The organism is Trinickia fusca, from assembly GCF_003628145.1.
In the GTDB taxonomy this organism is placed as follows: domain Bacteria; phylum Pseudomonadota; class Gammaproteobacteria; order Burkholderiales; family Burkholderiaceae; genus Trinickia; species Trinickia fusca.
This window is the reverse complement of the sequence record NZ_RBZV01000019.1, coordinates 22982-49103: the sequence shown is the minus strand read 5'-3', so window position 1 is coordinate 49103 and position 26122 is coordinate 22982. Positions and strand designations below refer to the sequence as shown.

Sequence of the window (26122 nt, the reverse complement as noted above, 5' to 3'; positions counted from 1 at the left end):
ACTTACATCCTGTCGCGCTACCGTCTTGCGTCGCTGCGTCAGCAGCAGAGAAACGAGATTATGCAGACTTCGTTTTCATTCGTCAACTGTTTTTTTTCGCTTCGCTTCGTTTTACTTCACTCAGCGTTCAAAACCAGTCTTCGATCAAACGTGCCGCGCGCTCTACTTCAACTCCCGCGCAGCCCTGCTCCCACTTCCCTTTCCGCTGCACACTTGGCTGCGGAAAGGGCGTGACTTTACGCCCCTTCCTTCACATGCGCAAGCGAAATTTGAGATCTCGTTTGCAGCCCCATAGGGAGGCCGTCATAAAAGGCTCCGGCGCAACGATCAGGCGGCAACCGCGCCCGCCGGCTTGACGCCGATGCGCGCTTAACGGTTCCATACGGGCTCGGCACAGACGGGGCGGGCGACGTCCATCGATGCGCCGCTTCGATTCGTAGACATCTCTAATGAACTATCAACCGATTCTCGAGCAGATCTATCGCGACATCACGCCGTGGCGCTCCGCCGGCCGGGTCGCCGATTACATCCCCGAACTCGCCAAAGTGCCCGCCGAACGCTTCGGCATGGCCATCGTCACCCTCGGCGGCGACGTATACACCGTCGGCGACGCCAACGAGCGCTTCTCCATTCAAAGCATCTCGAAGCTGTTCGCCTGCACGCTCGCCTTCCAGCTACTGGGCGACGAACTCTGGCAACGCGTCGGGCGCGAGCCGTCGGGCACCGCCTTCAACTCGCTCGTGCAACTCGAAACCGAGCGCGGCCTACCGCGCAATCCGTTCATCAACGCCGGCGCACTCGTCGTCACTGATGTATTGAGCCGGCGCTTCGTGCGCGCCGAAACCGCCCTCGTGCAATTCGTGCGCCGACTGTGCGGCTCCACCGACATCGATTACGACTCGCGCGTGGCGCAGTCCGAATTGCAGCATGCTGCGCGCAATCGCGCGATGGCGCACTTCATTGCAAGCTTCGGCAATCTTCAGATGCCGCCAGAAGCCGTCATCGATGCGTATTGCCGCCAATGCGCCATCGAGATGAATTGCGTCGAGCTGGCACGGGCCGCCCTCTTTCTTGCCAACGGCGGCGTCGCGCCGGCCACCGGCGAACGCATACTGGACTCGAGCTCGGCCAAGCGCCTGTCCGCTCTCATGCTGACCTGCGGCACCTACGATGCCGCCGGCGACTTCGTCTATCGCGTCGGCCTGCCGGCCAAAAGCGGCGTCGGCGGTGGAATTGTCGCGGTACTCCCCGGCGAAATGGCCGTGTGCGTGTGGTCACCGGGGCTCGATCCGAACGGCAACTCGCTCGCCGGCGTCCTGTCATTGGAATGGTTGACCACGATTACCATGCAGTCGATTTTTTAGTACCCCACCCTGGCGCAAGTCCGCACCGAGCCGGCCAGTGAATGGCCGGGAGGTGCTTGAGACGACTTACGAGACTCGGATGTTACGAAGCGGCGCATCGATCTGGCGCCCATGCCCAGCACGCCGAAAAGGCACGAACTAGCGACCACAACAGAGTGGAGACAACCCCTCTACCCCTTGACGTAATGCGCAATACTGTGTAGCGTCGCATACCAAAGTTTCCAAGACGCTTGATTGCTCATCATTGGCCGCCATCCGCGGCTCTCGTTGGTCTCTCCTTCTTGATTCTTCATGCGCCTTTTTTCTAGGGCGTCTATCTTTTATTCGTCTGCTTAAGGAATATCTAGTGGAAACCGGTACTGTCAAGTGGTTCAACGATAGCAAGGGCTTTGGCTTCATCACCCCGGACAAGGGTGGCGATGACCTGTTCGCACACTTCTCCGAAGTGCGCGGCACGGGCTTCAAGACCCTGGCTGAAGGCCAAAAGGTCAGCTACGAAACGAAGCGCGGTCCGAAGGGCCTCCAGGCTTCGAACATTACGCCGCTGTAACGTTGTCGGATGGCGCCTGCCTGTTCAGGCAGGCGCCATTCTCTCGCCTTGAACCGTGGCGCTCGTATGCCACGCGTCCCATCTATCTTTTCTTGCACCCCTGCTCCCGCCAGACCGGCAGGCTGAAGGTGTGGTGTCACTGGCTGGCCCGGTGTTCGCATTTGCTGTTGGACATCAGGTTCCTGCCGAGCGGCTGCGAGCCACGCGTGCTCATCGACGGCATCGCTTCGGCGATCCTCGGGAAACCCGAAGCCTTATCGGCTCGCCAAGTCTCAACGCCCTGAGTGCGTCGTTGCTTCCGAACCCAGGTTGTTCGCGCAAATCTGCTTTTGTCGTATGTACGACATGCGCCGGACAAGACACAACTTGCAGCATCACCCCGCGTAGACGCGATGCAGTGAGCGGCGACATTTACTGACGCCTTGCATTCACGCGACATTACGCTTACTGGAGGAATTGATTTGGCAAAAGAAGAACTGCTGGAACTCGACGGGGTCGTCGACGAAGTGCTGCCGGACAGCAAATACCGCGTCACGCTCGAGAACGGCGTGGTGGTGAGCGCGTATGCATCGGGCCGCATGCGCAAGAATCACATTCGTATTCTTGCTGGCGACCGCGTCACGCTGGAGTTGTCGGTCTACGATCTGTCGAAAGGACGGATCAACTTCCGGCACAAGGATGAGCGTGCGCCTAGTGGGCAACCGCGAAGCAATATGAATATGCGTCGCCGATAAGCGTGTGCCGATCTGACTGATCGCCAAGCCTGTTCGGGCCCGCACCCGGCTCCGCTATGCTGAGCGGCGCCGGGCGTGTCGGGGCCGGAAGGCTGGCGCTAACCCCTGCGGATATCAATCGCTCCCGCGAACCGGCTTGCCGTGACGCGCGAGGAATCGATCGAGTTGGCCCGCGAACGCTTTGCCGTCGCGCGTGCTGAAGGGTGCCGGGCCACCCGTTTCGATGCCCGCATTGCGCAGTTGATCCATCACGTCGCGCATCGTCAGGCGCTCTTGGATATTCTCACGTGTAAACCAGCTTCCGCGCGGATCGAGCGCATGCGCTCCCTTGCCGAGTACCGCAGCGGCGAGCGGAATATCAGCGGTAATCACCAAGTCGCCTGATGTGACCAGTTCGACGATACGGGCATCGGCCGCATCGAAACCGGCCGGCACCTGAATCGACTTGATAAAGGGAGACGGCGGGGTGCGCAAATATTGGTTCGCAACCAGCGTCACTCGTACTTCGACACGCCGCGCGGCCCGAAACAATGTGTCTTTGATGACGGCGGGACAAGCGTCAGCGTCGACCAGCACTTGCATGAAGGCAATTCCAGTAGATTGAAAGGCGACTATGACTATATCTCAAGGTCGGCGGTCGTCTTGCTGTGGCTAGGGATGGCTCTACGGATAGTCATCAAGCGTCCCCGCGCTCGAGTGGCTGACCACGCATTCGGGCCGCACTATCTTCCAGGCGCCCCCGCCCGTCCCCCCGCTTCCCGTTCGCGCACGAATCGTCTTAAATCGTCCTAATCTGTAAGGGTCAAGGCGGCTTTTCCCGCCGGCGGCGGCGCCCCGATGCGCCGGCTGAAAACGATGAAAACGTACCCGTTGCCGCGAACGTCGCCCGCTCACCCGGTTTCGCGTTTCGCCCGGTTCGCCTCACGTCTGCCGATGCGGCTCGCGCGCGCCGCCGCGTTGGGGCTGGCCCTCGTGTGCGGTTTGGCCCGTGCGGCGCCCGCTGAAGTCGTCGTGATTCCCGTTGCCGGCGCGATCGGCCCCGCCAGCGCCGATTTCATCACCCGCGGCCTGGCGCGCGCCGCCAAGGACGGCGCCCAGCTGGCCGTCATCGAACTCGATACGCCGGGCGGGCTCGACACGTCGATGCGGCAGATCATCAAGGCGATTCTTGCCTCGCCCGTGCCCGTGGCCGCGTTCATCGGCCCGAGCGGCGCACGGGCTGCGAGTGCCGGCACCTATATCGTCTACGCCAGCCATATCGCCGCGATGGCCCCCGGCACCAATCTCGGCGCAGCCACGCCGATCCAACTTGGTGGCGGAGGAACGGGCACCCCGCTCACGCCGCCGCCGGCAACGGCGCCTTCTCCATCCAAGGACGGCAAAGGCGGCAGCGCCGCTTCGGCACCGCTCGCCACCGACACCCAATCGACCGAAACCCGCAAACAGATCGACGACGCGGCCGCCTACATGCGCGGGCTTGCGCAGCTGCGCGGACGCAACGCCGAATGGGCCGAGCGCGCCGTGCGCGAAGCCGTCAGCCTGTCGGCCAACGAGGCGCTCTCCCAGCACGTCGTCGATCTCGTCGCGCGCGACGTCCCGCAACTCGTTGCGAAACTCGACGGCCGCAGCATCGAGACGGCAGGCGGGGCCCGTCGACTCGACGTCGCGCGCGCGCCGATCGTCACGCTCACGCCCGACTGGCGCAGCCACTTGCTCGCCGTCGTCACGGATCCGAACGTCGCGCTGATCCTGCTGACGATCGGCATGTACGGCCTCTTCTTCGAGTTCGCGAACCCGGGCTTCGTGCTGCCCGGCGTCGCCGGCGCGATCTGCCTGCTGATCGGCTTGTTCGCGTTGCAACTGTTGCCTATCAATTACACGGGCCTGGCGTTGATCTTTCTCGGCATCGCGTTCCTGATCGCCGAGGCGTTCATGCCGACGTTCGGCACGCTCGGCTTCGGCGGCGTCGTTGCGTTTGCCGCAGGCGCGCTCATGCTCATCGATACGGATGTGCCCGGCTACGGCATCCCGCTGGCGGTCGTGGCGACCCTGACGGCGATGAGCGCGCTGTTCGTGTTCGCCGTATCGAGTGTCGCGTTGCGCGCTCGGCGACGGCCAGTCGTGACGGGCTCCGAGGCGCTCGTCGGCAGCATCGGCGAACTGATCGACGACGGCCTGCAACCGGCCGAAGATGATGCGCAGGCCGGCATGCTCGGCTGGGCCCGCGTCCACGGCGAGCGCTGGCGCGTGCGCGGCACCACGCGGCTGCCGGCTGGCTGCCGCATACGCGTGACGGGCCGCAGCGGGCTCACGTTGACCGTCGTACCGGTCGTCGATCCACAACAAGGAGAATCGTCATGATCGGCTTCACTTTCGGCTTCAGCAGTCTGCTCGTGTTGGTCGGCGCTATCCTGATCGCCTCGTCGATCCGCATCTTTCGCGAGTACGAGCGCGGTGTCGTGTTCATGCTCGGGCGGTTCTGGAAGGTCAAGGGGCCTGGGCTCGTGCTCATCATCCCCGTCGTGCAGCAAGTCGTGCGCATGGACCTGCGCACAGTCGTCTTCGACGTGCCGCCGCAGGACGTGATCACGCGCGACAACGTGTCGGTCAAGGTGAATGCGGTCGTGTATTTCCGCGTCGTCGATCCCGAGAAGGCCGTGATCCAGGTCGCCCGCTTTCTGGAGGCGACGAGCCAGCTGTCGCAGACGACGCTGCGCGCCGTGCTCGGCAAGCACGAGCTCGACGAGTTGCTGGCCGAGCGCGAACAGCTGAACGCGGACATCCAGAAGACGCTCGATGCGCAAACCGACGCATGGGGCATCAAGGTATCGAACGTCGAAATCAAACACGTCGACATCAACGAATCGATGATCCGCGCCATCGCGCGGCAAGCCGAGGCGGAGCGTGAAAGGCGCGCGAAAGTCATCCACGCCGACGGCGAATTGCAAGCTTCGCAAAAGCTGCTGCAAGCAGCGCAAACGCTCGCGCAGCAGCCGCAGGCCATGCAGCTGCGCTATCTTCAGACGCTGACGACGATCGCAGCCGACAAGAACTCCACTATCGTTTTCCCTCTCCCGATCGATGTCCTGAACGCGGTGCTCGATCGCCGCTGACCGTGGCAGGCCGTGCACGACGGCATGCCGGATATGCGAAAAAGCTGGCAATCAGCAAATAGTCGCTATTACACTGCGCGGCTGGTTTCCGGACGAGGGCTGTGTAGAGTAGGACACAGCCGCTATCGACCATTCGTCACACAAGATCGAGCGGACTTCAAGATCAGGAGACACGACTCATGGAACAAGTGAAAGCCTTCCCGGTATGGGAAGCGGCCAAGCGCTACTTCGGCTTCGAAGAAGCGGGCACGGACCTGCGCACTGAAGTCATCGCGGGACTGACCACGTTTCTGACGATGGCCTACATCATCTTCGTCAACCCGGCCATCCTCGGCGATGCCGGCATGCCGAAGGAATCGGTGTTCGTCGCGACCTGCCTGGTCGCCGCGCTCGCGACGCTGATCATGGGTCTGTTCGCGAACTACCCGATTGCCTGCGCGCCGGGCATGGGGCTCAACGCCTACTTCGCCTACACGGTCGTCAAGGGCATGGGCTTCACCTGGCAGGCCGCGCTCGGCGCGGTGTTCATCTCCGGGTGCCTCTTCCTGTGCGTCACGATCTTCCGCGTGCGCGAAATGATCGTGAACGGCATCCCGCATTCGATCCGCGTCGCGATCACGGGGGGCATCGGGCTCTTTCTCGCCATCATTTCGTTGAAGACGGCCGGCATCGTCGTCGGCAGCCCGGCCACGCTGATTACGCTCGGCGATTTGCACAAGCCGCCTGTCATCCTCGCCACGATCGGCTTCTTCACGATCGTCACGCTCGACTTCCTGCGCGTGCGCGGCGCCATCCTGATCGGCATCCTCGGCGTGACGGTGCTCTCGTTCTTCTTCGGCGGCAACCAGTTTCACGGCATCGTGTCCGCACCGCCATCGATCGATCCCACGCTGTTCCACCTCGACATCCGCGGTGCGCTGTCGACCGGCATCATCAACGTCGTGCTCGTGTTCTTCCTCGTCGAACTGTTCGATGCGACGGGTACGCTGATGGGCGTCGCCAACCGCGCCGGGCTGCTCGTCGAGGGCAAGATGGATCGCTTGAACAAGGCGCTGCTCGCCGACAGCACCGCGATCGTGGCCGGCTCGGTGCTCGGCACGTCGTCGACGACGGCCTATATCGAGAGCGCCTCGGGCGTGCAAGCCGGTGGCCGCACGGGCATGACGGCGATCACTGTCGCCGTGCTGTTTCTCGCGTGCCTGTTCATCGCGCCGCTCGCGGGTGTCGTACCGGGCTATGCAACGGCGCCGGCGCTGCTCTATGTCTCCTGCCTGATGCTGCGCGAGCTGGCCGAACTGCCGTGGGACGATGCGACTGAAGTCGTGCCGGCTGCGCTGACCGCGCTGATGATGCCGTTCACGTACTCGATCGCCAACGGCGTCGCGTTCGGCTTCATCACCTATGCAGGCCTGAAGCTGTTCACGGGACGCGCACGCCAGGTCAAGTTCATCGTGTGGATCATCGCGGCGATCTTCCTGTTCCGCTTCTTCTATTTGGCTGCCGAATGACGTTCGCCACCGCGCGCACGATCGCAAGCGCCGCCCACCGGGCGGCGTTTTTTTGCTCGGCGCGAGCAACTACCCTCAAGCGCGCGCGTTCGCTTCGTAGAACCTCACATAGCCGCTACGCAGCACCGAGCATTGCGCTTTTGTCTCGGACAACAGACGACGCGCGGCCGCTTCGATGCGCGACCGGTGCGTGTCGAATGCGCCGAGCATATCTTCGAAACGCGGCGATGCCGCGCCAAAGTGATCCTCGAGCGCTTCCGCGGTGATGATGCATTGCACCCTTTCACCGTCGACCAGCGCCGTAAACGCCAACGTCAGCTCGCGGCCCGAGTATTCGGGCATTTCGTTTGGGAAGATGATCTGCATGGAATTCGCCTTTGCCATGACGAAACACGCTGATGACTACCGCGCGCCGCGTGGGTCGCTCCCGTCTTCGTGAAAGGGCGCGGACTGGCCGGCCGCAGGACAAGCGCATCGTCCCGGCCGGTTGCATTTACTTTAGGAGGTTTGCGGCAGCGAGCAAGTTTTTGCTTGCATGCTCCGGGAATCGCCTGATTCGGCAGACGAAAAGGCACGCCAATTGCACGTTCGCCGTTCGCTGCCGTTTTGCATTAAGAAGCAGTCCGAACGTTTGTCTGATGATGCTACGGTGCGAACAGCATGCGGCGCGATCAGGTGTCGGTCGGCCAGCAATTGAGCAACACCGCACAGCCGAATACGCCGACGACGATCGCCGCGACCCCATAGAGCACCGAATCGGCATAGTCGAACAGCAATCCATGGATCGCCACGGCAATGCCGGCGAGCGCGACGAACGTCGCGATCACCGCTAGCACCACTCTCAATTCCGCTCGGATCATAGCGCCCTCCTTCGGACGCATATTGCGGCGCACGAGCGCCTGCCCTAATCATTGCACTTCGCTTCGATAAAACAAGGCGGACTGTCCCGAGGTCCCCGGAGAATACGGATAGGGAAAGCGAGCATCGATGTCGATTCGGGTATGCTGCGTGGCGCAATCACACGTTCTGATCCATCCCCATGTCCGCACCGTCTCGCCCTCCTGTCGTTCGCGTCGAACCGCTCGGCGTCACGTTCGAGGCGCCCGACACGTTGTCGCTGCTCGAGGCGGCCGGCTTCGCCAACGTGAGACTGCCGCGGTCGTGCCGCAATGGCACATGCAGGACCTGCCTGTGCCGCGTCATCGAGGGTACGGTTTCGTATCGGATCGAATGGCCAGGTGTAAGCCGGGAAGAAAAAGCCGAAGGCTTCATCCTGCCTTGCGTGGCGGTGGCCGAAACCGACCTCGTCATCGAGGTGCCCGACGCGGAAGCGATTTGATCGGAGGATGAGCGGCAGCGATCGAATCGCCGCCAACGCCGTCACGCCTTATGGGTCGACAGCAAGATGCTGGTCTCGGTATTGGCGATGCCGTCGATCAGACGAATCGCACCGAGCACGCGATCGAAATTCTCCAGCGAGTCGGCATGCAACTCGGCGATCAAGTCCCAGCGCCCGTTCGTGCTGTAAATCGTCGCGATGCTCGGATGGCCGCGCAACACCTTCACGACATCGGCAGCACGATTGCCCTCCACCGCAATCGACATCAGCGCACGAATCCGGTGCTGCTCGGCGACCGGCTTCAAGCGCACCGTGTACCCCACGATCACACCATGTTTCTCGAGCCGAGTAAGCCGGTTCTGCACGGTCGCGCGCGCCACCCTGAGCTGCCTCGCCAAGGTGACGACGGAAGTGCGCGCGTTGTCGCGCAGTAACGCGATGAGCTGACGGTCGACGTCGTCGAGGCTGATCATCTGCAACACCTTGCTGGTAGCGGGGGGGGGGCGAAAATGTTGGGTGACCGATTCCCATCGCCACGGAAAAATCGGCTTGATTTCAGCGAATTGCCAACATCGGTTGAGCATATTGTCAATTTTGGCAACGCTTTTGTCACCTTTGTGCTCTTTTTGTTGGCTCGGCTCCCGGAAACAATGATTCCAGCACACGGCGCTCGAAGCCGTACCAACCTGGAGCCATCTCACCATGACCCGCTTCCTCGACGTTCCCGCCACCAGCCGACTGATTTCGCGCGTCGGCGTAACGCGCTTTCTGACCGAGCTCGTCGACACGCTGCGTGCAGATTTCCTTCGCTGGAACGACTTCGACAAATCGCCGCGCGTCGCCTGTCATTCACCCGACGGCGTGATCGAATTGATGCCGGTAGCGGACTCGCATCTGTTTGCCTTCAAGTACGTCAACGGTCATCCGGTCAACGCCGCGAATGGCACGCATACGGTGATGGCATTCGGCGCGCTGGCCGACGTTGCGACAGGCTACCCGCTTCTGCTCACCGAACTGACGTTGACGACCGCACTGCGCACCGCGGCGACGTCGGTGTTGGCCGCGAAGGCGCTGGCGCGGCCCGGCTCCCGCAAGATGGCGTTGATCGGCAACGGCGCACAAAGCGAATTTCAGGCAATCGCATTCCATACGCTGCTCGGCATCGACGAGATTCGCGTGTTCGATATCGATGCGCATGCAACGGACAAGCTGGTCCGGAATCTGCGTGCATACCGGGACCTCACTCTCGTTCGAGCCTGCAGTGCAGCCGACGCAGCGCGCGGCGCCGACATCGTCACGAGCGTGACCGCCGACAAGGCTTACGCGACGATCGTCACGCCCGACATGATCGAGCCCGGCATGCATCTGAATGCCGTCGGCGGCGATTGTCCGGGCAAGACGGAGTTGCACGCCGACGTGCTGCGCAAGGGCGCGGTGTTCGTCGAATACGAGCCGCAAACGCGCATCGAGGGCGACATTCAACAGATGCCGGCCGATTTCCCTGTGACCGAGCTATGGCGCGTGCTGCGCGGCGATGCACCGGGTCGACAAAACCACGCGCAGATCACGATTTTCGATTCGGTCGGGTTCGCGCTCGAAGACTACTCGGCACTGCGCTATCTGCACGCGCTCGAGAAGCGCTATGAAGCCGGGATCGACATCGCGCTGATCCCGCCAGCCGGCGACCCCAAGAACCTGTTCTCGCTGATCGACGGCCCGCACTTCGACGCTGCCGATTCGGCGCCGGCACTTGCCGTGTGCGACGCGTTCGCGCGTTGAAATCGGCGTTGAAAGCCGTCTATACGACGATTCGTTATCCTGACTTTCTTTGCTGTCGCACATGAATGCCCTGTCGATTCAAGCGCCGTCTGCCGTCGTGATGATCCGGCCACACTGTTTCTCGCCCAATCCGGAAACCGCGGCCGACAACGCGTTTCAGAGCAACGCGACGGCATACGGCGAGACCGGGCGGCAACGGCTTGCCGAAGCCGCCCGCGATGAAGTCACGGCGGCCGCCCACGCGCTGTCGCAAGCCGGCGTGCGCGTGCATCTGTTCGACGACTTCGGAGAGAACGGGACGCCTGACTCGGTATTCCCGAACAACTGGTTCTCGACCCATCCAGGCGGCCACGTCGCGCTGTATCCGATGCATTGCCCCAATCGCCGGCGCGAGCGCCGTGCGGACATCATCGATATGTTGAAGGCCGAATATCGCGTGCAAGACGTGATCGACTATTCGGGCCTCGAATACGACGACATCATCCTCGAAGGTACCGGCGCGATGGTGCTCGATCACGTCGCCCGCATCGCATACACGGCGCGCTCGCGTCGTGCCGACCCTGTCGCGCTCGAGCGCTTCTGCACGCACTTCAACTTCGAGCCGATGCTCTTCGACACCGCCGATGCGCACGGCCAGCCGATCTATCACACGAACGTGATGATGAGCGTGGCGACCGAGTTCGCGCTCGTCGGTCTCGACTTGATCAGCGATCCTATACGCCGAGACGACGTGCAGCGACGCCTCGCCGAAACAGGGCGTACCGTGATCGCGCTCGACCACGCGCAAATCGACAGCTTCGCCGGCAATGCGCTCGAACTGTCGGGGCGGGACGGACGTGTGCTTGCGCTGTCTCGGCGAGCGTTCGACTGCCTCACGCCGGTCCAGCGCAGGCTCATCGAGCTATCGGCGCAGCTGCTGCCGCTCGACGTGCCGACCATCGAACTCGCGGGCGGGTCCGTGCGCTGCATGTTGGCCGGCATTCACCTGGCGCGGCGCGCCGCTGCGCGAACCAGAGATGCGCCCCTACGTCTGCCATAGCGGTCGGCCGGCAACGCGCAGCGCGATTCATGGCCAAGCCACATCGGCTTCGCACTCGACGACATCGACTTTGGCGTGAGCGGCATCGCGCGTATCGTTGGGCACGAAGACCTGGATCTCCGCGGACGGCGGATAGGTGAGCCGATCGTCGCATCGTGCACTCTGTCCCGGTCCGATCGCGATCTGCGCACCGACCTTCAGGTGGCATTGCGTGACGCGATCGAGGCTGCTCCACGTGGGACAGATCTCGTTCTTCACGCGATAGGCGTCGACCGGGCCAGCTGGCGGCTCGAACGACCACCACCGCCCGAGACGGCTCGTCGACCGGCTCGCGTCCCACACGCGGTAGACCGTGAGCGGCTGCGTCACTTGAAAGACCTGTCCGGTACACAACCCGCCGGCACCGGGCTTGCCGAGGGCGCTGGCGAGCAGCACCGGATCGGCGACGCGCGCGAGGCCATACGGCGGATCGATCGTGCCCACGCAGGGTTCGGTATTCGTTGACGGCACCGCTGCCGTGGGTGATGGCGAAGCGGTCAAAGCGCAGCCGGAGAGCGCGCCAATCGTGATTAGGAAGAGCAGCGAAGCGGCAGCTGCGCTACGGCGAGGCACCAGGCGATGCCTCGTAAGTCGGCATAGGCGATCGTTCATGACGTGTCGAACCTCCATGGTGGCGATGGGTGCGGCGAAGTCTCACGCAATCGTAAGAACAAAACGCATCGCCGTGGCACGTATCGCGCCCAATATGCGAATCGCTGACTCGCGCGCGCAACGGTGCTCGCGCGGCAGCGCACAGCACTTATCGCCACGACGAGGTCAGACGCGGCCTACAGCCTGGAATCGGGGTTTACGCGGTGCTCAAATCGCCCACTCGCACCCTGCGCTTTTCGCCGCGATGTCCGTAAACCAGTTGTTGAGATCTCCCTGTGCGCCGGGCCACCCCGGCGCGCGTGCTCGACGAAATATCTCGGCGCCGCGAAGCCGGCAATTAGGGACTCAGGATGGACAAAGGAATCAAATTTCTGGTTGTGGACGACTTTCCGACGATGCGGCGCATCGTCCGCAACCTGTTGAAAGAGTTGGGCTACTCGAACGTCGACGAAGCCGAAGATGGCGCCGCGGGTTTGTCGCGTCTGCGCAGCGGCGCCTACGACTTCGTCGTTTCCGACTGGAACATGCCGAACCTCGACGGCTTGTCGATGCTGAAGGAAATTCGCGCGGACGCGTCACTGTCGCATCTGCCGGTGCTGATGGTGACGGCCGAGGCGAAGAAGGAAAACATCATCGCGGCTGCACAAGCCGGTGCGAACGGCTACGTGGTGAAACCATTCACCGCCGCCGTGCTCGATGAGAAGCTCACAAAAATTCTCGAGAAGATGGGCAAGACCGGGAGCTAACGATGGACGAGCCAAACGACGTACTCAAAGACGGCGCCGAAAGCGCAGACCAGTCCGACCGCATTCTCGCCCGTATCGGGCAATTGACGCGCTCGCTGCGCGACTCGATGCGTGAGCTCGGGCTGGATCAGACGGTCGAGTTGGCTGCACAAGCGGTTCCCGATGCGCGAGACCGCCTCAAATACGTGGCCGACATGACCGAACAGGCGGCCCAGCGCGTGTTGACGGCGATCGAGATCGCCAAGCCGATGCAAGAGCAAATGCTGCGCGAGACGAGCGAGCTCGACAAGCGTTGGGCGCAGTGGTACGAAGCGCCGATCGAGCGTGATCAAGTGCGCACGCTGCTGACGGACACGCGCGCGCTGCTCGCGCGCGCGCCGGAAACCGCCACGACCACCAACGCGCAGTTGCTCGAGATCATGCTGGCGCAGGACTTCCAGGATCTGACCGGGCAAGTCATCAAAAAGATCATGGACATCGTCCACCTGATCGAACAGCAGTTGCTGGGCGTGCTCGTCGAGCACATCGCGCCCGAACGGCGCGAGCAGTTTGCGGCGACGGCGGCGCAGCTCGCCGCGCACCCGAACGGTGACGCGATGTTGAACGGCCCGCAAATCAATCCCGAAGGCAATACGGAAGTCGTTCAGGACCAATCGCAAGTCGACGACCTGCTGGCCAGTCTGGGCTTCTGACGCTCACGTCGGACCCGCGGCTGTGGCTGCGGGTCCGTTCGTACGTTTCTCTTCCCCCCTTCCTCTCGATTCTCGATGCCAGCTGCGCGCATCGGGCGACGCCGCGTCATTCCCCTTCATCCGGGCTCGTGCCCCCGTCCCAACGTCACCAGACGACTCTGTTTATTTTTTCAAACCCCGCCTACCCCATTCAACCCACTCAATCACCAATTCAAAAAATCATTAGTAAACTCAAGTAACCGATTATTACCAACTCCACAAAACATCACACACCGCCTTTCCGCATTGCCGCAAAAGAAAAATACTGAAGGCAAGTTGACACATAATTGTCTGCACACTTAATCTCTGCAGCACCGCCGAAAGCCGCGCAGAAAATCGACGCGACGCGACCAGCGCCCGCTGATCGAACGCAGCCCTGCGTGACACCCAGGCGGAGCCTCACAGAGCGGCGCCCGCGCCGTCCTTTCCGCATCGCTTTACGATGTAGATCTACCGAATCGAGATGAGCATTTAGGTTTCAGTGATGACTGAGCCCGGGACGACGTTCGTCCGTATTTCGCGAGCGGCATTTTGCTTGCGAGGGCGCAGCGTTGCTTGCAGATAGCCGGCGAAATAGAAGAAGTAAAGCCACGCATCAACTAAACAACTTTATTCGAGGGTTGATATGCGCCTTGCTTTCAAAACGAAATTGCACTGTATTTCTTTGGCCGCAATCATGACGCTCGCCGGTTGCGGCGGCGGCGACGGATCTTCGTCAGCCGATTCCCGTGCCGGAGCGGCTGCCACACCCGCGGCAGCGCCCGCTCCGGCGTCCGCCGTTCCCCCCACGCCAGGTATCGACAAGACGGTGCCGCCCGTCGAGATGCCCGACACCGTCAGGCCCGTCAACTACCAGTTGTGGTTCCGCCCGAATCCGCAGCTCAATGCATTCGACGGCCGTGCCGACGTCGAGATCAGTGTCCTCAAGCCCGTCAATTCGATCGTCATTGCCGCGCATCGCCTGAAGTTCGTGAACGGCTCGATCACGCTGCAGCCGGGTAACGTGCCCCTGATCGCGACGCCGCAGGACGAGGGCGACTACTACGAGTTGCGGCCTACGAGCGGCCAGATCGCCGCGGGCACCTACTCGCTGCATATGGAATGGCAAGGCATCATCAACTTCAAGACCTACGACAATCCGGCCACGAAGACGGGCGGCAGTTGCGGCAACGATCCCTATCCGGGCTGCTCGGCGGCCGAGGGCGTGTTCCGTGTCGACCTCAAGGCCACCGACGGGACGACGAGCGGCGCGATCCTGACGCAAAACGAATCCGATCTCGCGCGCCAGTGGTTCCCCGGCTGGGACGAGCCCGCGTTCCGCCCGACGTATGAAGTCAGCGCGGACGTGCCGCAAAACTGGCGCGTCGTATCGAACGGGGCCGAGAAGGACGAGGTCAACGTCGACCAAGGCTACAAGCGCGTGACGTTCGAGAAGACGCCACCGATGCCGTCGTATCTGCTGTTCTTCGGCGGCGGTCAGTTCGACACGCTCGAAGACGACTTCACGAGCCCGCTCGGCGACGGCAAGTCGATGCACCTGCGCATCTTCACGCCGCCGGGCATGAAGGACTGGGCCAAGCCGGCCATGCAGGAAACCAAGCAGGCGCTCGATTACTACTACCGGTACACGGGCATCCCGCTGCCGCTGACGAAGTTCGACACGATCGCCGCGAACGACGCATTCAAGGCAGAGAAGGATCTGAACTTTGGCGGCATGGAGAACTGGGGGGCCATTCTCGAGTTCGCCGACGACATCCTGCCACCGCCGGGCAAGCCGATGTCGGACTACGGTGTGACGGTGCTCACGCACGAAGCGTCGCACCAGTGGTTCGGCGATCTCGTTACGCTCGACTGGTGGGACGATGTCTGGCTCAATGAATCGTTCGCGACGTTCTTCGAGACCAAGACGAAGATCGCCTTCTTCCCCGACCGCTTCAGCTGGGACCAGATGGTCAGGCAAAAGTACGACCTGATCGCGGAAGACCTCTCATCGGCATCGTTCCCGGTGCAGCCGAACTTCAATGCATGGGCATCGAACGATTTCGTCATCAACGCGGGCGATTTCGTCTATGGCAAGGGCGGCCAGGTCCTGAAGATGATCGAGGGCTACCTCGGCGAAGACGTGTTGCGTCGCGGCCTGCAGCAGTATCTGACCGACTACGCGCTCGGCAACGGGACACCCAAGCGTCTCTGGGACGAGCTCGTGCGAGCAAGCGGCGAACCGATGGGCGCGATCGGCGACAGCTTCGTGCGTCAAACGGGTGTGCCGCTCGTCTCGCTGAACACCCAATGCGACCTGACTAGCAACCAGACAGTGGTCACGCTGAAGCAGCAGCCGTTCCCGAACCAAAATCTGTATCCGGGAACGCAGTGGACGATTCCGCTGACGCTCGCGTACGGCGATGGGCTCACGCAGCGCAAGACGGTGGCCATGAAGGACACGACGATGCAAGTGCGTGTCGATGGCTGCGGTGCGGTACTCGCGGATCCGAGCGGGCAGGACTACTACGTAGTCAACTATGGCGACAATGCCTGGAACAACCTGCTCACCCAACGCGCCTCGCTGCAGGAGCCGTCGCGGCTCACGAACCTGAAGCTCGAAGCCCATCTGCTCGTCGACTCCGGCCTGGCCGATCCGTCACGCGCCAAGAGCATCGATTCGATCGCGCTGATGCCGAGCGTGGCCGCCCGGATGCAACGTTCCGCAGCCGAGCCGGTGCAGCGGTTCGAGCGCCGCGCGATCCACTATCAAGGGCAGTTGAAAGCCAAGGTGAAACCGGTGCCGAAGTCGAATTAACGCGTCGACGCTGCGGCAGCCGTATCGTGATAGGGTTGCCGCAGCGTTGTTTGTTCGTCGCCGCTTCGTCGCCGCCTTGCGGCTTTGCGGGTTTGCGGCTTTGCGGCTTTGCGGGTTTGCGGCTTTGCGGCTTTGCGGCTTTGCGGCTTTGCGGCTTTGCGGCTTTGCGGCTCGCGCGATTCTAGACCCCGCAGTGTGCAGTGGCCAACGCTGACGCGGCTTCACGCGAGCGCTTCGAGGATGTGTTGCACGGAATTACCCGTTTTGGTGCACACAATCCATCAATTAGCATTTCTTTACCGAACAATGACGCGAATTAGTAGCGCGTTACCCGTAGATTGTTTCATTTTTGAGAATGGTGTTTCTACGGATATAACGATAGCGATTCGATCGGCAGACGAATACATTTAGGGGGCTCGATTCAAGGAGCAGCAATGAGGACAAAAAAGTCTCCCTCCCTAGACCTAAGCCGCATCCAGATCGAAATACTCGAACAATCCGAAAACACGCTCATCATTCGCTGGGTAGAGCCTGGCCGCTGCCATTACGGTGAACAGCGCTGGCGGCGCCGTTCCGCCAATTCCTCGGGGACCTGTGTCGTATCACGCCGCGCCATTCGTCGCGGCGATGCCGTTTTCAGGCCCGCCGAGCGGCCCGCACCGGCGAATGCATCGGCGATGATTTCGGTCGAGGCATTCTGTTCTGTCGACGAATAGTTTCGTCGATTCGACGTCCGCCGGAACTTCACTACGGAAAACCGGAGTTGACAACGGCGGACGTATTTTAATTAGGCGTGCAAATCCATTCTCGCTTCAATTTTCATTGGGTAGCGAAGGGCCTGCGCTGCCCCTTCGCGTACCTATACCATCGGCGCAGTGCGTAAGTTCTATCCGCCTGGAATCTGGCTTGCGTTACTTGGGCATACCGGATCACGGGCCTGTTCTTGGCAGCGCATGTGGTATCTGTCATTCCACACCTCGGGGTGCGCATGCCTACGGCAGATCGCTCCGCTCCTTTAATGCCGACAATTGCGTACCTGAACCCCTCGGGCCGAGTCATCGGCTTGCTCGATCGGAATCACGGCTACGTCGACGAGCCGACCGTCTTCGACGACGAGACGAACTCGCGCTTTTTCATACGCTGAGTTTCCATGGCGTCTGTGAGCACGAGGCACCACAACGGGCGCGACGTGGAGTTGCATCACGTTCGCGCCGACCGTGAAAGCGTTCGTCGAGCCACGCGTGTTCATCAATGGAGAGCGACGAACGGTGGTGCTGCAATAGGCGCGCTGGCTGCACCGTTTTAAACACCCACACGTTGGCAATGGCTTGAAATTTTCGGCGATTCTTCATAGAACAGACGAATACAAGAAGTCGAAAACCAATGCTCGACCCGTGCAGGTAAGGACATACCGGGTTCGAGCCCACCACCAACGGGGGATGCGATGAAGACACGGTCATACGTGGCTTGGGGGGCGTGCGCCTGTTTGTCGATGGGAGCACTGTTGACGGGGTGTGCGTCGGACGCGGTTAACGGCCCAGGTGCGCTTAGAGATACGTGGTCCGATCAGTTTGCGCAGTACTCAATTTGGCCTGTGTTCCCACCACGCGCCGATATTCAGGTCGGTGACATCTACCTGAACTGCCTAGCGTCGCTCGCGGACGCGGATCTCAACGAGAACAAGGCGAAGCGTCGTTTTATGCCAACTGCTCTGTGGGTCGCTACGGTGCCGGGCATGCTCGACGATGGCCTCCACAAGCAAGGCTATCTATCGACCAACTACCGCTCGCGCGTACAGTTGCCGCGCATGCCGATCCCAGCTGACAAAGATACCTCAGCGTCTGACAACGGCAGCACAAGCAACGGTGCGGACACTTCAGGCAAAGCGGCTGTAGTTGCCGATGGAGGTCAACCCGCGTCCGACATCACCACGCAGAAGGGAGCACAGGCCGTGGCGAAGCACGGCAAACGCAGCGTCGCGTCGGCAAACCTCCGTGTCCCAGCATCAGCCACCGGGACGCCCAACAATCCACAAGATGGCATCTTCCTGAGTCGTACATTGACGCGCGCGATGCCTGTGTCATTGCCCGAATTCTTTTCCGTTTCGGCGACACAGGCACAGGCGTCCGCAATCGTGCCGCTGCCGACGATTCTCGCCAACCTAGGAGTCAGCGCCAGTGCTGTCGACCAGATCCAGATTTCTGTACCGAGTGCCGAATCGTACGGTTTGCCTGCCGCCACGATGATCAAGGCACTCAATGAATGGAAATCGGGGCGAAGCTCCGCTAACGCGCCACCGGCTGCCGACGTACAACCGGTCATCGAGGAACTCATTGCCCGAAAAGGCGCGGCCGATAGTTACTGTCCTTACGGCTAACCCAGACTGATAGTCGTCACGGAGATCTTCGCAACGAGAGCCATAAACGTCAGCATGTCCTTCAAACAGTCCGTAGGCGTAGGGGCCGCAGGCGGACTAAACCTGCCCGACGGTAGCAAGGCCAAAGCAGTCTGGGATGCACTGAGTAAATTCCTTGTTCCGCAACCGAGCACGGCAAGCACCACGAACGCAAATACCGCCCAAGCAAGTAACGCGGCTACCGCATCGACGCCGACTATTGACCAAGCAACGCAGTTCATCACGGAGTTGAACGCTCTCTATTCGAAGCTCGGGGGGGACGGAAGGCTCGACTATCCCGGCGGACAAGTGACGTTCGTAAGCGGCAATAGTGCCGGAGTCACGCTCGATCGAAAATTCGAAGTCCCGGTCGTGATCGGCTATCGCGGTATCCCTATTACGCTCGACGCACTAGATGCGGACTCGAACGATCCGGTCCACCTCGCGTTTGCCAAGGGACAACCTCCGGCCGTTACACCTACGGCATCTGCGTCATTGCCGACCTCTTATAAGAAGGCCGTTGGGTCCACCACGGTCAGTAGCAAGTGACTCCATGCAACCGTGAAGCAAAGGCATAAAAGGGCGAAGCGCACAGCCTTCGTACCGTGCACTTCGCCTGAAGGGATCACCACTCGACCTACCGTCAATTCGACCGCCCCCACCTCTCGACGCGAGCACCATGGGTCGCGACCCACGTATCGGCCGCCTCCGTCGGCTTCGTACCGTTCTGCGCAGCAAGCATCACACCGCCGATTTCACCGGGCTTCGACTGAATCTGCATCTGAGCGAAAGAGCCGCGAATCGTCATGCATGCGTGATTGCTTTGCCGCGAGTGGGAGCGTTCAATCCTCGCTTCCCATCCATGCCTTGCGCAACGTCGACGCAATTCCCCGCGCCTGTTCGGCCGAAGCCACATTCGTCAATCCCATCAATAACCCCTGCTCGCCAATGCCCGACGCATAACGCGCCGATAGCGGCTGGCAATTGAGACCGGCTTGCTGTGCGCGTCGCGCGAGCGTCTTGTCGCCCGCGCGTGTCACGACGCGCACGACAAGGTGCATGCCGCCACGCGTCAGATCGATGTGCACACGCTCACCGAATGCCTGCTCGAGCGCCGTGACCAGCCACTCGCGACGGCGCGCGTACAGCAGCCGCATCTTCTTCAAATGCCGTGCGAAATGCCCGCCCGCCAGGAAATCAGCAACGATCGCCTGCGTCACGCGCGGACAGCCGTTCGACCACACTTGCGCCGCCGCCGAGAACACCTCGACCAATCGCTCGGGCACGACGATGTAACCAAGCCCCAACCCAGGAAACAGTACCTTCGAGAAGCTGCCCGCATACAGCACGCGGTCGCTCGCGTCGAGGCTCTTCAGCGCCGGCAATGGCGGGCCATCGTAGTGGAACTCGCCGTCGTAATCGTCCTCGACGATCCAGGCTCCGCTGCCCGCCGCCCATTCGAGCAATTGCAGTCTGCGCTGCATCGTCATCGATACCCCCAGCGGTGCCTGATGCGAGGGAGTGACGATCGCCATCCTGGCCTTCGGCGAACGCCGAACGCCTTGCTCGACGATGAGCCCTGCGTCGTCGACCGGCACCGCCACCGCACGCATGCGCGCGTGTTCGAGCAAGGTGCGCGTCGGTGGATAGGAAGGGTCTTCGACCCAGACGCGATCACCGGGCACAAGCAACGTATGCGCGATCAATGCCAGCGACGCGCGATAGCCGCTCGTGACGAACACCTGCTCAGGCCGGCATGAGACGCCTCGCGACACGAGCAGATACGCCGCGATCGCCTGCCGCAGCGGGGCATAGCCGCACGGATCGCCATACGAAAGATCGGCCGCCGATGTCGCCCGGATGCGCCGCGCCGCAAGCCGTGACCACAGCTTGCGCGGAAACGCGTCGAGCGCGGGGATGCCAAGCTGAAGGGGCAGCGGCGGCTCGCTCACGAGCGTGGTCGTCGCACGGCTTGTAGTCGTATGCACGCGCGGTGTCGACTTCGCATCATGCTGCTTCGCGTGCTTAGGGCTGGCCGGAAGATGCGGCGAAACGATCGTGCCGGCAGGTCCTCTCGCGAGCAGATAGCCCTCGCCAGCCAACCGTTGATAGGCAGCTTCGACGGTGCCGCGTGCGACGCCAAGTTCGCTCGCGAAGCTGCGTGCCGACGCTACGCGAGCGCCCGGCAGCAGCATCCGCGTGTCGATCGCCGCACGCAGACGTTCGTAGATCTGCCGAGACAACGGCACGCGGTTACCGCGCTCGAGCGCCGTCAACGCTGCCTCGCTCAGGGCATCGCTTAGATTGGATGGCCTAGTCTTTTCATTCATTTTTGGTCCTTTTCGCTAGGACATCCTAATGCCAAACTGGCTCCTATTGATAGCGGAGAACCCATCCATGAGCGAAACCGTTTTTCTGGCCGGCGCGACGGGCGCCATCGGTGCGGCCCTCGTGCCACTGCTCGTCGAGGCGGGCTATACCGTGTACGGCACGACGCGGCGCCCCGAACGCGCTGCAGTCATCGAAGCGATGGGCGCACGGCCCGTCGTCGTCGACGTATTCGACCGGGATACGCTCACTGCGGCAGTGGCGCGCGTTGAGCCGACCGTCGTCGTGCATCAGCTGACTGATCTGCCGCCAGGCCTCGATCCGCAGTACATGGCCGATGCGATTGGGCGCAATGCCCGCGTGCGCGAGGAAGGAACGGCAAACCTTGTGCATGCGGCGCTTGCCGCAGGCTGCCTTCACATCGTCGCGCAGAGCATCGCGTGGGCTTATGCCGACGGCGAGAAGCCGTACCTCGAAACACAACCGCTCGATCTGGCTGCCGATGGCTCACGCGGCATCACCGTGCGCGGTGTCGCCGCGCTCGAACGTGCGGTACTCGGCGTCGGCCAAGACGACCACCAAGCGGCCGGCGCAGTGCTGCGCTACGGCAACCTGTATGGTCCGCGTACGGGCCGGCTCGAGCGCGCCGGCGCAAGCCCCGTGCACGTCGAAGCTGCGGCTTGGGCTACGCTCTTGGCCGTGCAACTGCGCGCAACGGGCGTCTTCAACATCGCTGAGGATCAAGCTGAAGTCAGCAGCGAAAAAGCCAAGCGTGAGCTCGAATGGCATCCGGGCATGCGGCTACTGCTCGCGCAGGTGCAGTCATGACACGCCATGCACCGTCGCCCCTCGGGATCGCTGCAACGGGCATCGTATTATCGCTTGCGCTCGTCTCGGCGATGCGACCGCACGGCCGCGAGATACCATCCGATCTGTTTGACGCCTTGTGCGGTACTGGCCGACATGGGTTCGAGCCATTGCGGTCAGAGGGGGAGTCCCTAAAGACGCATCAAACGGTGGCGCGCCCCAAGTCGCAGGTCCGCGTGCTCTCGTGCGTGCCGCTACCTAATATCGTCGGCAAGTCGGTAACGACAGCCATCGTCGAGTACCCGCCGCATGCGTTTACGGCTGCGCATCGGCATCCGGGCTCAGTCACGGCATTCGTGCTCGAAGGCACCGTGCGCTCCCAAATGGAAGGTGAGCCACCCATCAATTACACGCTGGGCAGCACGTGGTTCGAGCCGCCACGCGCATTGCATGTGTTCATCGAGAACCCCGACATGACACGCAACGCGAAGCTGCTCGCGTTCTTCGTCACCGACGAGCACTGCGGGCCGCTTGTTATTCCAGAACCATCATAGGGTTTTGCAGCGTCCGTCACAGGTGTCGGCCGCTACCCCACCTCTTTACTCAGCCGCTCCGCAAGAAAATCAACAAGCGCCCGCACGCGGCGCGGCAACGCCCTGCCCGTCGCCCAGACGAGATTAAGAGGCGCAGCCTGCGGCTCGAACTCGGCCAGCACGATCTGCACGCTGCCCGACTCCACGAGTTCACGTACCTGCCAAAGCGGCGCGCGTGCGACACCGCAGCCCGCCACAGCCGCCATGTTGCAAGCCTCGGCACTGGTCGAGCGAAAGCGGCCCCGCACATCGACGGCCATGCCCGGCTCGCTGAACTCCCAGCGGTCGTGCTCAAGCCCTTGCCGGATCAGGCAATCGTGATCGGCCAGGTCAGCCGGTACGCGCGGATAGCCGCGCCCGGCAAAGTATTCGGGTGCACCGAACACGACCCGGCGCAGTTCGCCAATCCGCTTGGCGCGCAAGGTCGACGACGGTAAGTGGCCGAGCCGCAATGCCAGATCGGCACCAGCCTCGCCAAGGTCGACATGACGCTCGGAAAGCGCCAGCTCGACGCTAACACCCGGATGCGCCCGCAGGAACGCAGCCAGCGCCGGCGCAATGTACCGTGCGCCGAACGCAGGTGGCGCAGCCACTCGAATGGCGCCGCGCAGTTGTGCCTGTTGCTCGGTCAACTCGTCGCGCGCGGCGGCAATCTCGCGCAAAGCCGGCCGCACGCGTTCGACGAACGCCAGGCACGCCGGCGTAGGATGCACGCGCCGTGTCGTGCGAGTGAACAGCGTGATCTTCAATTGCCGCTCGATCGCCGCGAGTGCCCGGCTCACCGATTGCAGCGAACGGTCCAATGCCTCGGCCGCAGCCGTGAGACTGCCGTGGTCGACGACTGCCAGCAGTACCCCGTAGTCCTCGTCTGACTTCATTCTGATTATCTCGGTTAGCGGAAGAATCGCTTACGGCCCGGCATCTGGTTGCCGCGTGGCACGCGCCGTACATTTTAGGCGCGGCCATTACACCGCTGCACACAATCCATCCGAACGAGACACCGCAATGAACCAAGACACACTCAACCCATCGGCACTACGTTACGGCGCACCGATCACACTCGATGAAGCCCGGCATGTCGCCCAGGCCGCCCATGACGAAGCGGCACGGCAAGACTGGCCGATGGCCATCGCCATCGTCGACAGCGGTGGGCATCTGGTCCTTCTGCACCGGCTCGACAACACACAACTTGGCAGCATCGAAGTCGCCCGTCAGAAAGCCGAGACGGCCGTGCGCTTCAAGCGCCCCACGAAGCGCTTCGAGGATGCGCTGACAGAAGGCGGCCTGCACTGGCGTCTACTCGGCATGACCAACCTGACGCCCCTCGACGGCGGTATCCCGCTCGTGCGCGACGGCGCGGTGATCGGCGCCATCGGCATCTCCGGCATGCAGTCGCATCAAGATGCGCAAGTCGCGCAGGCCGGCGCCGACGCACTGCGCTAACAACACGGCACAGCACGTCGGCAAGATCAGCCGGTCCTGCAAGCGACCGCGACTTCAATCGATCAGATCGAGCATCGGCACGCCGTGCTGCTCGCAATAGCGGCGATATGCCTCGAGCTGTGTTTGTGCTGAGGCACGCGAGCGCACCTGGCCCTTGGCGTCGAGAAACTCGACCGTGCCGTTCACGACGACGAGCACCGTCATCGGCTGGTCGCCGACGATCCGCCACCAGTCGGTGTTGCCGGGCGGCTCGAACACGTAGTCCCCCGGGCCGATGCGCTCGCCCGTGCACAGCACACGCTCGCCTTCGAGGTTGAACGCATGGATCGGGCCGGTATGCCGATGCAGCGGCATCACGGCGCCGGGGCTCATCCGCAGCAATTCCACGAAGTAGCTGCCGTCCGATGCGAAGCGCAGCGGCTTCCATGACTTCACGTCCGATTCGCGAATCCACGGCACGTCGGCACTGCGACCGATCCGAGCCGGCAGGTAGTCGAACATCGAGGCCGGCGGGGTGACAAGCGGTTGGCTCATGTTGAGGTCTCCATGGCGAAGAGAAGAGGTGAACTAACGATCTGCTATGGCAAGGACTTTAGCGTTAAACTGGCTCACTTCTTGATCCAGTTCGGGAAATATCGATGGAGCCAGTTTTTGCGTTCCCGCTCGACCTCGACAAGCACGATGGCGAGGGGCGTGCGCAGCGCCTGCATCATCAGCTGCGCGCGGCCATCCTCGAAGGGCGCCTCACGCCGGGCACCGAGCTGCCCGCGACACGACGCGTCGCGACCGCCTATGGCATCGCGCGCAACACGGTCATCGCAGCCTACGATCTGTTGATGGCCGAGGGCTACCTGCTCACGCGCCCTGGCGCGAAGGCGGTCGTAGCCGACGTGACGCCGGCACAGGTCGCCGTCAAGCGCAAACGGCTGCCACGCGAACGACGCCAGAACACCGTCGACTGGCTTGCGCTCGCACCGCGACGCGAGCCGCCCGCGAATGCGAAGCCCGAACCGGCTGCCTTTCAGCTTGGCGTCCCGGAACATCGCTACTTTCCGCTCGACGTGTGGCGTCGCTTGCTCGTGCACGCCCTGCCGTTCGCGCAGCCAGCCGCGTTCGGCTATCCGCCGACCGAGGGCCAGCCACTGCTGCGCGCCGCGATTGCGCAGCACGCCGGCTATGCGCGCGCCGTGGCATGCGACGAGCACGATGTCCTCGTGACGACGGGCGCGCAGCAAGCGTTCGATCTGCTCGCGCGCGTGTTCGTCACGCGCGGGCAAACGAAAGTCGCCGTCGAAGATCCCGGCTATCCACCGCTCTGCACGGCCATGTTGGCGGCAGGCGCGCAGCTCGTACCGATTCCCGTCGACGACGAAGGGATCTGCGTGGATCACCTGACGAGCGACATCCGCATCGTCTATGTGACGCCCTCGCACCAGTTTCCGACGGGTGTCCCGATGTCGATGAAGCGACGCCATGCGTTGCTCGAATTCGCCCGCAAGAACGGCGCGCTGATCATCGAGGACGATTATGACGGCGAGTTCCGCTACGGCTCACAGCCGCTCGACGCTTTGCAGACACTCGATCGCGACAGCACAGTGGCCTACGTCGGCACGTTTTCGAAGAGTCTCTTTCCGTCGCTGCGTATCGGCTACATCGTGGCACCCGCGTGGGCGCTCGACATGCTGATCGCGGCCAAGCACTGCACCGATTCGGCCGGCAACGTACAGGTGCAGGACGCGCTCGCTCGCTTCATTCTCGAAGGGCATCTGGCGCGCCACGTGCGCAAGATGCGCAAGCACTACGCGCTGCGCCGCGAAGCGATGCTCGCCAGTTTCGCTGACGAATTGGCACCGTGGTTCGAAGCAGTGCCGGCCCTGGCCGGCATCCATCTGTGCGCACGCTATCGCGACCGTCGCGAAGCGGGCCGCATCCTCACGCAAACGCGGCAACATGCGATCGGCGCGCAGCCGGTGAGCGACTTTCTGCTCGAGAGACGGTCGCGCGCAAGCAGCGTCGCGGCCGGCGACGGCATCGCCTTCGGCTTTGGCCGCATCGAAGCCGAAGACATTTCCGCGGCGATGAAGCGCCTGTCGCGCGCACTGAAGCGCGCGTAGCGCCAACGCAGTACCGACGCGCCGCGGGTTCCTGACTGGTTCCTTCGTTTTGCACACAGCTGGCCCCTTCGATCCGCTCCAAGGCGGCTAT

29 protein-coding genes and 1 pseudogene are annotated in these 26122 nt (G+C 62.5%); 22 read left to right on the top strand and 8 right to left on the bottom strand.

Annotated features, from left to right (window positions below):
• The 4 genes from D7S89_RS27690 to infA all read left to right on the top strand — a co-directional run.
• On the top strand, positions 1–234 hold a 234-nt coding region (locus D7S89_RS27690; RefSeq protein ID WP_220702210.1), incomplete at its 5' end, for a hypothetical protein.
• 215 nt (positions 235–449) lie between these two features.
• Complete coding sequence (locus tag D7S89_RS25815; RefSeq protein WP_121281720.1) at positions 450–1364, top strand: glutaminase; 915 nt, start codon at positions 450–452, stop codon at positions 1362–1364.
• A gap of 346 nt (positions 1365–1710) precedes the next feature.
• Positions 1711–1914, top strand: coding sequence for a cold-shock protein (locus tag D7S89_RS25810; RefSeq protein WP_065064791.1), 204 nt, complete (start codon positions 1711–1713; stop codon positions 1912–1914).
• A gap of 461 nt (positions 1915–2375) precedes the next feature.
• The gene (gene infA, locus D7S89_RS25800) at positions 2376–2648 is read left to right on the top strand and encodes a translation initiation factor IF-1 (protein ID WP_121281718.1); all 273 of its coding nucleotides are present in this window, start codon (positions 2376–2378) and stop codon (positions 2646–2648) included.
• A gap of 114 nt (positions 2649–2762) precedes the next feature.
• On the opposite strand, the gene D7S89_RS25795 is transcribed toward infA, so the two are convergent.
• Complete coding sequence (locus tag D7S89_RS25795; RefSeq protein WP_121281717.1) at positions 2763–3230, bottom strand: YaiI/YqxD family protein; 468 nt, start codon at positions 3228–3230, stop codon at positions 2763–2765.
• A 288-nt stretch (positions 3231–3518) separates the two neighbouring features.
• Here D7S89_RS25795 and D7S89_RS25790 point away from each other — a divergent pair, with 288 nt between their 5' ends.
• The 3 genes from D7S89_RS25790 to D7S89_RS25780 all read left to right on the top strand — a co-directional run bounded on the left by D7S89_RS25790 (position 3519) and on the right by D7S89_RS25780 (position 7269).
• Positions 3519–5009, top strand: coding sequence for an NfeD family protein (locus D7S89_RS25790; RefSeq protein ID WP_183085347.1), 1491 nt, complete (start codon positions 3519–3521; stop codon positions 5007–5009).
• The gene (locus D7S89_RS25785) at positions 5006–5761 is read left to right on the top strand and encodes a slipin family protein (protein WP_121281715.1); all 756 of its coding nucleotides are present in this window, start codon (positions 5006–5008) and stop codon (positions 5759–5761) included. Before D7S89_RS25790 ends, D7S89_RS25785 begins: the two co-directional genes overlap by 4 nt.
• A 179-nt stretch (positions 5762–5940) precedes the next feature.
• Positions 5941–7269 carry an NCS2 family permease gene (locus tag D7S89_RS25780; RefSeq protein ID WP_121281714.1) on the top strand — a complete coding sequence of 443 codons (1329 nt, stop codon included), beginning with the start codon at positions 5941–5943 and terminating at the stop codon, positions 7267–7269.
• Between the two features lie 75 nt (positions 7270–7344).
• Here the strand turns inward: D7S89_RS25780 and D7S89_RS25775 are convergent, their stop codons facing one another.
• Positions 7345–7635, bottom strand: coding sequence for a DUF1488 family protein (locus D7S89_RS25775; protein ID WP_121281725.1), 291 nt, complete (start codon positions 7633–7635; stop codon positions 7345–7347).
• A 305-nt stretch (positions 7636–7940) separates the two neighbouring features.
• Positions 7941–8129, bottom strand: a complete 189-nt coding sequence (locus D7S89_RS25770; RefSeq protein WP_121281724.1) for a DUF2964 family protein — start codon at positions 8127–8129, stop codon at positions 7941–7943.
• 179 nt (positions 8130–8308) lie between these two features.
• Between D7S89_RS25770 and D7S89_RS25765 the strand changes: the two genes are divergently transcribed.
• Positions 8309–8608 carry a 2Fe-2S iron-sulfur cluster-binding protein gene (locus D7S89_RS25765; protein WP_121281713.1) on the top strand — a complete coding sequence of 100 codons (300 nt, stop codon included), beginning with the start codon at positions 8309–8311 and terminating at the stop codon, positions 8606–8608.
• Between the two features lie 41 nt (positions 8609–8649).
• Here D7S89_RS25765 and D7S89_RS25760 read toward each other — a convergent pair whose 3' ends face one another.
• On the bottom strand, positions 8650–9081 hold the full coding sequence (locus D7S89_RS25760; RefSeq protein WP_121281712.1) for an Lrp/AsnC family transcriptional regulator: 432 nt from the start codon (positions 9079–9081) through the stop codon (positions 8650–8652).
• A gap of 229 nt (positions 9082–9310) precedes the next feature.
• Between D7S89_RS25760 and D7S89_RS25755 the strand changes: the two genes are divergently transcribed.
• Both D7S89_RS25755 and ctlX read left to right on the top strand, forming a co-directional pair.
• Positions 9311–10387, top strand: coding sequence for an ornithine cyclodeaminase (locus D7S89_RS25755; protein WP_121281711.1), 1077 nt, complete (start codon positions 9311–9313; stop codon positions 10385–10387).
• Between the two features lie 61 nt (positions 10388–10448).
• Complete coding sequence (gene ctlX / locus D7S89_RS25750) at positions 10449–11426, top strand: citrulline utilization hydrolase CtlX (protein WP_121281723.1); 978 nt, start codon at positions 10449–10451, stop codon at positions 11424–11426.
• Between the two features lie 27 nt (positions 11427–11453).
• Here ctlX and D7S89_RS25745 read toward each other — a convergent pair whose 3' ends face one another.
• Positions 11454–11909, bottom strand: coding sequence for a hypothetical protein (locus tag D7S89_RS25745; RefSeq protein WP_220702209.1), 456 nt, complete (start codon positions 11907–11909; stop codon positions 11454–11456).
• Positions 11910–12427: 518 nt separating this feature from the next.
• On the opposite strand from D7S89_RS25745, the gene cheY reads away from it, so the two are divergent.
• From cheY to D7S89_RS25715, 8 genes and pseudogenes are all read left to right on the top strand, one after another.
• Positions 12428–12823, top strand: a complete 396-nt coding sequence (gene cheY, locus D7S89_RS25740; protein WP_121281710.1) for a chemotaxis response regulator CheY — start codon at positions 12428–12430, stop codon at positions 12821–12823.
• Positions 12824–12825: 2 nt separating this feature from the next.
• Positions 12826–13515, top strand: coding sequence for a protein phosphatase CheZ (gene cheZ / locus D7S89_RS25735; protein WP_121281709.1), 690 nt, complete (start codon positions 12826–12828; stop codon positions 13513–13515).
• A 664-nt stretch (positions 13516–14179) separates the two neighbouring features.
• The gene (locus D7S89_RS25730) at positions 14180–16351 is read left to right on the top strand and encodes a M1 family metallopeptidase (protein ID WP_121281708.1); all 2172 of its coding nucleotides are present in this window, start codon (positions 14180–14182) and stop codon (positions 16349–16351) included.
• A 434-nt stretch (positions 16352–16785) separates the two neighbouring features.
• Complete coding sequence (locus D7S89_RS25725; protein WP_121281707.1) at positions 16786–17067, top strand: DUF3331 domain-containing protein; 282 nt, start codon at positions 16786–16788, stop codon at positions 17065–17067.
• A gap of 302 nt (positions 17068–17369) precedes the next feature.
• On the top strand, positions 17370–17495 hold the full coding sequence (locus D7S89_RS28200) for a hypothetical protein (RefSeq protein WP_281273191.1): 126 nt from the start codon (positions 17370–17372) through the stop codon (positions 17493–17495).
• Between the two features lie 34 nt (positions 17496–17529).
• Positions 17530–17634, top strand: a pseudogene (locus tag D7S89_RS28365) (formyltetrahydrofolate deformylase); the annotation flags it as partial.
• Positions 17635–17843: 209 nt separating this feature from the next.
• On the top strand, positions 17844–18728 hold the full coding sequence (locus D7S89_RS25720) for a hypothetical protein (RefSeq protein ID WP_147426770.1): 885 nt from the start codon (positions 17844–17846) through the stop codon (positions 18726–18728).
• A 54-nt stretch (positions 18729–18782) separates the two neighbouring features.
• Positions 18783–19295, top strand: coding sequence for a hypothetical protein (locus D7S89_RS25715; protein WP_121281705.1), 513 nt, complete (start codon positions 18783–18785; stop codon positions 19293–19295).
• A 293-nt stretch (positions 19296–19588) separates the two neighbouring features.
• Here D7S89_RS25715 and pdxR (D7S89_RS25710) read toward each other — a convergent pair whose 3' ends face one another.
• The gene (gene pdxR, locus D7S89_RS25710; protein ID WP_121281704.1) at positions 19589–21076 is read right to left on the bottom strand and encodes a MocR-like pyridoxine biosynthesis transcription factor PdxR; all 1488 of its coding nucleotides are present in this window, start codon (positions 21074–21076) and stop codon (positions 19589–19591) included.
• A 67-nt stretch (positions 21077–21143) separates the two neighbouring features.
• On the opposite strand from pdxR (D7S89_RS25710), the gene D7S89_RS25705 reads away from it, so the two are divergent.
• Both D7S89_RS25705 and D7S89_RS28060 read left to right on the top strand, forming a co-directional pair.
• Positions 21144–21902, top strand: coding sequence for an NAD-dependent epimerase/dehydratase family protein (locus tag D7S89_RS25705; RefSeq protein ID WP_121281703.1), 759 nt, complete (start codon positions 21144–21146; stop codon positions 21900–21902).
• Positions 21903–22090: 188 nt separating this feature from the next.
• Complete coding sequence (locus tag D7S89_RS28060) at positions 22091–22435, top strand: cupin domain-containing protein (RefSeq protein WP_245983299.1); 345 nt, start codon at positions 22091–22093, stop codon at positions 22433–22435.
• A gap of 32 nt (positions 22436–22467) precedes the next feature.
• Here the strand turns inward: D7S89_RS28060 and D7S89_RS25695 are convergent, their stop codons facing one another.
• Positions 22468–23352 (bottom strand): LysR family transcriptional regulator, encoded by an 885-nt coding sequence (locus D7S89_RS25695; protein WP_121281701.1) that lies wholly within the window; start codon positions 23350–23352, stop codon positions 22468–22470.
• A 127-nt stretch (positions 23353–23479) separates the two neighbouring features.
• Here D7S89_RS25695 and D7S89_RS25690 point away from each other — a divergent pair, with 127 nt between their 5' ends.
• Positions 23480–23917, top strand: coding sequence for a GlcG/HbpS family heme-binding protein (locus tag D7S89_RS25690; RefSeq protein WP_121281700.1), 438 nt, complete (start codon positions 23480–23482; stop codon positions 23915–23917).
• A gap of 54 nt (positions 23918–23971) precedes the next feature.
• Here D7S89_RS25690 and D7S89_RS25685 read toward each other — a convergent pair whose 3' ends face one another.
• Positions 23972–24451, bottom strand: coding sequence for a cupin domain-containing protein (locus D7S89_RS25685; RefSeq protein ID WP_121281699.1), 480 nt, complete (start codon positions 24449–24451; stop codon positions 23972–23974).
• A gap of 104 nt (positions 24452–24555) precedes the next feature.
• Between D7S89_RS25685 and pdxR (D7S89_RS25680) the strand changes: the two genes are divergently transcribed.
• Positions 24556–26031, top strand: coding sequence for a MocR-like pyridoxine biosynthesis transcription factor PdxR (gene pdxR / locus D7S89_RS25680; RefSeq protein WP_121281698.1), 1476 nt, complete (start codon positions 24556–24558; stop codon positions 26029–26031).
• Positions 26032–26122 lie beyond the last annotated feature (91 nt).

Excerpts from the sequence above, each read along its gene's own strand:
- D7S89_RS25815 (WP_121281720.1), top strand. The coding sequence starts at position 450 with ATGAACTATCAACCGATTCTCGAGCAGATCTATCGCGACATCACGCCG.
- D7S89_RS25795 (WP_121281717.1), bottom strand. The coding sequence starts at position 3,230 with ATGCAAGTGCTGGTCGACGCTGACGCTTGTCCCGCCGTCATCAAAGAC.
- D7S89_RS25785 (WP_121281715.1), top strand. The coding sequence starts at position 5,006 with ATGATCGGCTTCACTTTCGGCTTCAGCAGTCTGCTCGTGTTGGTCGGC.
- D7S89_RS25780 (WP_121281714.1), top strand. The coding sequence starts at position 5,941 with ATGGAACAAGTGAAAGCCTTCCCGGTATGGGAAGCGGCCAAGCGCTAC.
- D7S89_RS25775 (WP_121281725.1), bottom strand. The coding sequence starts at position 7,635 with ATGCAGATCATCTTCCCAAACGAAATGCCCGAATACTCGGGCCGCGAG.
- D7S89_RS25770 (WP_121281724.1), bottom strand. The coding sequence starts at position 8,129 with ATGATCCGAGCGGAATTGAGAGTGGTGCTAGCGGTGATCGCGACGTTC.
- D7S89_RS25765 (WP_121281713.1), top strand. The coding sequence starts at position 8,309 with ATGTCCGCACCGTCTCGCCCTCCTGTCGTTCGCGTCGAACCGCTCGGC.
- D7S89_RS25760 (WP_121281712.1), bottom strand. The coding sequence starts at position 9,081 with ATGATCAGCCTCGACGACGTCGACCGTCAGCTCATCGCGTTACTGCGC.
- D7S89_RS25755 (WP_121281711.1), top strand. The coding sequence starts at position 9,311 with ATGACCCGCTTCCTCGACGTTCCCGCCACCAGCCGACTGATTTCGCGC.
- ctlX (WP_121281723.1), top strand. The coding sequence starts at position 10,449 with ATGAATGCCCTGTCGATTCAAGCGCCGTCTGCCGTCGTGATGATCCGG.
- cheY (WP_121281710.1), top strand. The coding sequence starts at position 12,428 with ATGGACAAAGGAATCAAATTTCTGGTTGTGGACGACTTTCCGACGATG.
- cheZ (WP_121281709.1), top strand. The coding sequence starts at position 12,826 with ATGGACGAGCCAAACGACGTACTCAAAGACGGCGCCGAAAGCGCAGAC.
- D7S89_RS25730 (WP_121281708.1), top strand. The coding sequence starts at position 14,180 with ATGCGCCTTGCTTTCAAAACGAAATTGCACTGTATTTCTTTGGCCGCA.
- D7S89_RS25725 (WP_121281707.1), top strand. The coding sequence starts at position 16,786 with ATGAGGACAAAAAAGTCTCCCTCCCTAGACCTAAGCCGCATCCAGATC.
- D7S89_RS28200 (WP_281273191.1), top strand. The coding sequence starts at position 17,370 with ATGCCGACAATTGCGTACCTGAACCCCTCGGGCCGAGTCATCGGCTTG.
- D7S89_RS25720 (WP_147426770.1), top strand. The coding sequence starts at position 17,844 with ATGGGAGCACTGTTGACGGGGTGTGCGTCGGACGCGGTTAACGGCCCA.
- D7S89_RS25715 (WP_121281705.1), top strand. The coding sequence starts at position 18,783 with ATGTCCTTCAAACAGTCCGTAGGCGTAGGGGCCGCAGGCGGACTAAAC.
- pdxR (WP_121281704.1), bottom strand. The coding sequence starts at position 21,076 with ATGAATGAAAAGACTAGGCCATCCAATCTAAGCGATGCCCTGAGCGAG.
- D7S89_RS25705 (WP_121281703.1), top strand. The coding sequence starts at position 21,144 with ATGAGCGAAACCGTTTTTCTGGCCGGCGCGACGGGCGCCATCGGTGCG.
- D7S89_RS25695 (WP_121281701.1), bottom strand. The coding sequence starts at position 23,352 with ATGAAGTCAGACGAGGACTACGGGGTACTGCTGGCAGTCGTCGACCAC.
- D7S89_RS25690 (WP_121281700.1), top strand. The coding sequence starts at position 23,480 with ATGAACCAAGACACACTCAACCCATCGGCACTACGTTACGGCGCACCG.
- D7S89_RS25685 (WP_121281699.1), bottom strand. The coding sequence starts at position 24,451 with ATGAGCCAACCGCTTGTCACCCCGCCGGCCTCGATGTTCGACTACCTG.
- pdxR (WP_121281698.1), top strand. The coding sequence starts at position 24,556 with ATGGAGCCAGTTTTTGCGTTCCCGCTCGACCTCGACAAGCACGATGGC.